The organism is Arthrobacter sp. FW306-1B-F12A, from assembly GCF_058781865.1.
On sequence record NZ_JBYSXD010000087.1, the window covers coordinates 1 to 6,132 of the forward strand.

The following is a 6,132-nucleotide window of genomic DNA, read 5'->3' on the forward strand; positions in this document are numbered from 1 at the left end:
GGCCCCGACACACCAGTGTCGGGGCCTGACCCACTTAACACACCCCAACACACGGCACACGAGCCAACCCCCGCTCACATGATGTGAGCCGGCGTCCTGCCGGGAGCCGGTATATGTGAGCGGGCGTCCCGCCAGGAGCCGCCACATGTGAGCCGGCGTCCCGCCAGAACCCCTTGTTTGTGAGCGAGCGTCCCGCCGGGAGCCGCCACAGGTGAGCGAGCGTCCGCTCAAAACCCCCTATATGTGAGCGGGCGTCTACCCCGAGAAGAAGTCGGAGAGCTCGGCGATGAGCTTGTCCGGTGCGCGGATCACACCATCATGGCCGTGGCCGGGCAGGATGGTGTAGCTCGATCCGGACAGGACGTCGTGGATCTGGCCACACGCCACACCGAAGTAGGCGGGGCTCTTTTCCCCGACCACAATGAGCGTCTCCAGCGGCAGCTCAAGGAAAGGCTCTGCGGGCATGTCCGCGGCGATGACTGCCTTGATCTCACGCACGCCGGCCTGCATGAGCTCCCGCATTTGTTTGCCCATGGGGGTGCCTGAGGTCAGCTTCGTGACGAGCGTCAGCATCGACAGCGGCATCCGCGCGAAGGCGCCCTCTGTTTCGACGCCCTTCACGAGCACAGCAAGCCCGCGGTCAAAGTCTCCAGCCGCCGTCGCGCGTTCGTATTCGCCCGTCCAGTCCGCCTTCACGCTGTGGTTGACGGAGACGGCGGGGTCGTAGACCGCCAGGCGTTCCACCGGCAGCGTACGCGCCGCGTGCAGGGCCACGGCGCCTCCGAAGCTGTGGCCGAAGACGTCGGTGCTGGCCGTGTGCTTCATGACTTCGGAAAGATCCCGGATGTCGACGTCGAGGGTGTAGTCCTCGGGCTGGGGCGATGATTCACCACGGCCCCGGCGGTTGAAGGTGTGGACCGGGCGGCGCAAGGCGGCGCTGAGTTTCTGGGCGAACTTGGAATAGTCTGCGGCGGTCACCATGGATGCGGGCACGACGACGACGCCTGAGCCGCCGTTGGCAAGCTCACCGCCCGTCGTGAAGAGCTCGAGGGTTCCGCCGTCGGCCGTTGTGATGTTCTCGCGCGTCATGCTTCGAGCCTAACGGAGCCGCGGGGTTCCGTCAGTCCTTGAAATAGCTGGAAATGTCCGTCACGAGTTCCTTGACCGCGGCAGGAATGGATCCGTGGAAGCCTTTCGGCGATACCACCAGCGTGCTTCCCGGGACGGCTGCGTATAGCCGCTCTGCGGTGACCTTGTAGTATTCGGGGCTTTTGCTACCCACGATGAATCGCGTGCTCCGGGGGAGCACCGAGAAGTCCCGGGGATGCGCGGCTTCGTCGTAGGCGGCCTTGAGTTCGGCCACGCCCGTTGGCATGAGTCCCCTGAGGACCTTGTTGACCTTGGTGCGGGAAACAAGGGCCATGAGTCCCGCCAGGATGGGCTCCGGGATTCGCGCCAAAGCGGTGCCAGGCTGCATTCCCCGCTTCATCCTGGCCATGGCACGCCCCACATTCCCGCTGTCCACGGATTGGGCAAAGCCGTCCAGCCAGCCCGTGTCCATGCTCCCGTCGATGTTCACGGCCGCGTCATACACAGCCAGTTTGTCCGGCTCGTAGCTTGTTCCCGCAAACTCCTGGACGGCATTCAATGCCACGGATCCGCCAAGGCTGTGGCCGAGGAGGTTCCTGGCGCCGGTGGCGTCCAAAATGCTGCGGACGTCCGCTATCTCCGTGTCCATCGAGTAGTTCGCGGGTAGTTCCGAAGAGCTGCCGCGACCCCTGCGATCGTAGACGTCGACTGCCCAGCCCTCGCCGAGTCCCTTCGATAGCGCCATGGAAAAGGGCCGGTAGATGAGCGCGGTCAGGAATGCGCCCCCAATGAGCACCACGCGGCGTTCTCCTGGCGCGTCCACCGAGCCGTAACTGTACAAGGCGAGCTTGCCGCCGTCGGGCGTCGGGACCTCACGTTCTCTCACCGCTTCATCCTAGGGGGACGGCGCCTTCGCCGTCCCCCGCGCCAGGTAGCGGGCAATTCTCACAGCGAGCTGTTTGCCCGGCCGGAGGGGACCCTCGTGGAACTGCAATGGAACTACCGCAAAGTCCACCGGAGGAATGGCGGCCGCAAGCTGCCGGCCGGTTTCGGCAAAGTACGCCGGGCTCCACCCGCCGCTGAGCATCAGGGTTGGCGTCTTCAACTCCGCATAGTCTTGGATGTGCGAGTCGGCGTCAATGATCGCCCGCATCTCCAAAACCGCCGTCGGCAGCAATTCCCTCATCTCGGAACCCAACCTCGTCTTCGCGGAGAGGATGCTGAGCACCCGCAGTGCCCCGAGCGGCAAATAGGAAATCGGGCCGGCCGTGCCAAGCCCCTGGACCAAATGCGCCCATGCGTTGTCGAGCTGGCCGGCGGTGACGGCCTCTTCCAATTGCGGCCGCCAGCGCCCGTTCAAGTTGCCGGAGAGGGAAACCGCGGCGTCGTAAGTGACGAGGCGGGAAATGGGGGCGCGCAGCGCGGCCTGGAGCGCGACGAATCCGCCATAGCTGTGCCCGACAACATCGGTGGATCCGCTCGCTTCCATCACGGAAAGCAAGTCGCTGGTCTCCGTTGCGGCGGAGTAGCCGGGCGGCTGCGGCGCTGATCGGCCGCGGCCGCGCCGATTGTAGGAATGCACCGGCCGGCCTAGCAGGACGCTCAGGTTCCGGGCGAATGGCCAGTAGAGGGAATCGGTCACCAAGGTGCCGTGAACGAGCACGACGCCGGGCTCCTCCGTAGCGCCCGACGCGCCCGGAATGGACGCCTCAGCCGCCGGCCGGAAGGAGTGCACCTCGAGGTGCCCGCCGTCGTCGTCCGTTTCAACTGTCCATGTCTCCACAGCCCGAGTCTATGTTGCCGCGGGGGCGGGAGGGGAAGATAGGGAACTCCAAGGAATCCCCGGTAAACTTGTGGATTGTGACTTCCGCAAACACCCCATCCCCGCACACCGCCGCCGAGCCTGCCGACGCCAGCGAGCAGATGCGCATCCGCATGGAAAAGCGCAGCAAGCTGATTGAGCGCGGCACCGAGGCCTACCCGGTGGGTGTTGAGCGGACGCATTCCCTTGCCGAGATCCGCGAGAAGTACGCACATCTCGAGGCTGACGAAACCACCGGCGACATCGTGGGCATCACCGGCCGCGTGGTGTTCGTGCGCAACACCGGCAAGCTCTGCTTCGCTACCCTCCAGGAGGGCGGTGTGGACGGGAAGGGCGTGCGCCTGCAGGCGATGCTCAGCCTGGCGAACGTCGGCGAGGAAACCCTCGCGGACTGGAAAGCGCTGGTGGACCTCGGAGACCACGTTTTCATCAAGGGCGAAGTCATTTCCTCCAGGCGTGGCGAGCTCTCTGTCATGGCTGATTCCTGGTCCATGGCCTCCAAGGCCTTGCGCCCGTTGCCGGTGCTGCACGCCGAGCTGAATGAGGAAACCCGTGTCAGGCAGCGCTATGTGGACCTGATGGTCCGTGACGAAGCCCGGGAAATGGTCTACACCCGCGCGGCGATTACCCGCTCGGTTCGCGACACTTTGGACCGCCGCGGCTACGTGGAGGTGGAGACCCCCATCCTGCAGCTCGTCCACGGTGGTGCCACGGCCCGGCCGTTCGAGACGCACATGAATGCCTTCGACCAGAAGATGACGTTGCGCATCGCCACAGAGCTCTTCCTCAAGCGTGCCGTGGTGGGCGGAATCGATCGCGTCTACGACATGGGCCGCGTGTTCCGCAACGAAGGCGTCGACTCCACGCACAGCCCTGAATTCACCACCTTGGAATGCTACGAGGCGTGGGCGGACCAGTTCGTCATGGCCGAACGCATGAAGGAAATCATCCTGAACGTCGCCGACGTCGTGGGCACCCGCACCATCCAGACTGACGCCGGAGAGATCGACCTCGACGGCGAATGGGCCTGGGTTGCTGTCTACCCGGGGCTCTCCGAGGCGATCGGGGAAGAGATCACCCCCGACACCACGGTGGCGGAACTGCAGGCCATTGCCGCCAAGCACGAGGTCAAGGTGGATCCGAAGTGGGACGCCGAGAAGCTTGTCGTGGAACTGTTTGGCGAGATCGTCGAGCCGACCCTGCTCAACCCGACCTTCGTCTACAACTACCCACCCTCCGCGCAGCCCCTTGCCCGCCCGCACCGGGAGGACGGCCGCCTGATCGAGGCCTGGGACCTCATCATTGGCGGCATGGAACGCGGCACGGCCTTCTCCGAGCTGATCGACCCCGTCATCCAGCGCGAACGCCTCACGGAGCAGTCGCGTCGTTCGGCCGCCGGCGACGTCGAGGCAATGCAGTTGGATGAAGACTTCCTGCGCGCCCTCGAGTACGGTGCTCCGCCCATGGGCGGCATCGGCCTAGGCATCGACCGCTTGGTCATGCTGTTCACCGGAGCAGGCATCCGGGAAACCATCTTGTTCCCACTCCTCAAGCCCGAAGGGCACTGACCATGGAATACATTGCCGTTCTTGCACCGTCCGTTGTTGTCGGACTTCTCTTTTGGTTTGCCATGAAGGCTATCTTCAACGCGGACAAATCAGAGCGCCAAGCAGAAGCCCGCGCCCAGGAAGAAGCCGGATTCGGAATTGCCAAGCCTGCGGGCGACGGCTCAACACCTGCCAAATAGCTCTTTCTCGGGGCCGCTCCCGAAGATTTAATAGTGCCTTTGACGGAGCCTTTGACGGGGTGCCATGCGCTGGACGATAATCTTTAATTAGTAGTCTAGCTATTCTGCATATCCGACCCCTCCAAAAGAGAGTCTTTTCATGGCACAGAAAGTCAAAATTATCCTCGTTGACGACCTGGATGAGGGCTCTGCGGATGAAACTGTCCGCTTTGGCCTTGATGGAGTCAGTTACGAAATGGACCTGTCCAGTGCCAACGCTGCGAAGCTGCGGGACGCTCTGGGGCCATTTGTAGCCAAGGCACGCAAGACATCGACCGGCCGTGCAACGCGTAGCCGCGTTGCCGCAGGGAGAAACCAGGACTCGGCACAGATCCGTCAATGGGCGCGCGAGAACGGTTATACCGTAAACAGCCGTGGCCGCATTCAGGCCGAAATTCAGGAAGCCTACCAGAAGGCCAATTCCTGACACCAAGTATCAATACCCCGGCCCTACGGCCGGGGTATTGTCATTTAACTGCCCGGCTCGTCGGGATAACGGTGTTGTGCACCACTATTCCGGGGAAGCCTTGGAGTCGACTGGGCGTTTCCGGTAGGCAGTCACCACTTTCGCGGTGAAGAACGACGGCGGCCGGCCGGCTCGCGGGGGTGCCGGCCGAAGCGGCGCCTGATTGGGGAAGCCCCGGATGCGGTCTCCGCCGCGGTCCTGGGGCCGGCGGACGGGTTGAGCGAACTTATTCCCGGGTGCGGCCATGTTTCCCCTGTGGCGAACACGCCCCAAAATTCGAGCGTTGCCACGTAGCATCAAAGTACGTCGTAGCTAGGAGTGTGGCGAAATGTTTGAGAGATTTACGGACCGTGCCCGTCGCGTTGTTGTGCTTGCCCAAGAAGAGGCACGCATGCTCAACCACAACTACATCGGTACCGAGCACATCCTCTTGGGTCTTATCCACGAGGGTGAAGGCGTTGCCGCCAAGGCGCTTGAGTCCCTGAGCATTTCGCTCGATGGCGTCCGCGAGCAGGTACAGGAGATCATCGGCCAGGGCCAGCAAGCCCCGTCCGGGCACATCCCCTTCACCCCGCGCGCCAAGAAGGTACTTGAGCTCTCGCTCCGCGAAGCCCTTCAGCTCGGCCACAACTACATCGGTACAGAGCACATCCTGCTCGGCCTCATCCGCGAGGGTGAAGGCGTTGCCGCGCAGGTCCTGGTCAAGCTTGGCGCCGACCTCAACCGCGTCCGCCAGCAGGTCATCCAGCTGCTCTCCGGCTACCAGGGCAAGGAAACTGCGGGTCCCGGCTCAGGCCCAGGCCAGCAGGAAGGCACCCCGGCCGGTTCGGTGGTGCTGGACCAGTTCGGCCGCAACCTCACCCAGGCCGCGCGGGAGAACAAGCTTGATCCCGTGATCGGCCGCGAGCTGGAGATGGAACGCGTCATGCAGGTCCTCTCCCGCCGTACCAAGAACAACCCCGTGCTGAT

The 6,132-nt window shown here is 63.8% G+C and carries 7 protein-coding genes; 4 read left to right on the forward strand and 3 right to left on the reverse strand.

What is annotated here, in order from left to right; all coding sequences use genetic code 11:
* Positions 1-255 precede the first annotated feature (255 nt).
* Genes AC3WJU_RS22080 through AC3WJU_RS22090 form a run of 3 tightly spaced genes read right to left on the reverse strand, consistent with a single transcriptional unit; the run spans position 256 to position 2,872 of the window.
* Complete coding sequence (locus tag AC3WJU_RS22080; RefSeq protein WP_284990902.1) at positions 256-1,089, reverse strand: alpha/beta fold hydrolase; 834 nt, start codon at positions 1,087-1,089, stop codon at positions 256-258.
* 31 nt (positions 1,090-1,120) lie between these two features.
* Positions 1,121-1,975 (reverse strand): alpha/beta fold hydrolase, encoded by an 855-nt coding sequence (locus tag AC3WJU_RS22085; RefSeq protein WP_306964172.1) that lies wholly within the window; start codon positions 1,973-1,975, stop codon positions 1,121-1,123.
* A gap of 9 nt (positions 1,976-1,984) precedes the next feature.
* Positions 1,985-2,872, reverse strand: coding sequence for an alpha/beta fold hydrolase (locus tag AC3WJU_RS22090; RefSeq protein ID WP_284990900.1), 888 nt, complete (start codon positions 2,870-2,872; stop codon positions 1,985-1,987).
* 77 nt (positions 2,873-2,949) lie between these two features.
* On the opposite strand from AC3WJU_RS22090, the gene lysS reads away from it, so the two are divergent.
* The 4 genes from lysS to AC3WJU_RS22110 all read left to right on the forward strand — a co-directional run.
* The gene (gene lysS, locus AC3WJU_RS22095) at positions 2,950-4,479 is read left to right on the forward strand and encodes a lysine--tRNA ligase (RefSeq protein WP_284990899.1); all 1,530 of its coding nucleotides are present in this window, start codon (positions 2,950-2,952) and stop codon (positions 4,477-4,479) included.
* Between the two features lie 2 nt (positions 4,480-4,481).
* Positions 4,482-4,658 (forward strand): hypothetical protein, encoded by a 177-nt coding sequence (locus AC3WJU_RS22100; protein ID WP_172465751.1) that lies wholly within the window; start codon positions 4,482-4,484, stop codon positions 4,656-4,658.
* Positions 4,659-4,797: 139 nt separating this feature from the next.
* Positions 4,798-5,124, forward strand: a complete 327-nt coding sequence (locus AC3WJU_RS22105; protein ID WP_059390281.1) for a histone-like nucleoid-structuring protein Lsr2 — start codon at positions 4,798-4,800, stop codon at positions 5,122-5,124.
* Positions 5,125-5,491: 367 nt separating this feature from the next.
* Positions 5,492-6,132: Clp protease N-terminal domain-containing protein (locus AC3WJU_RS22110; protein ID WP_492260874.1), on the forward strand; the 641-nt coding region annotated here is incomplete at its 3' end.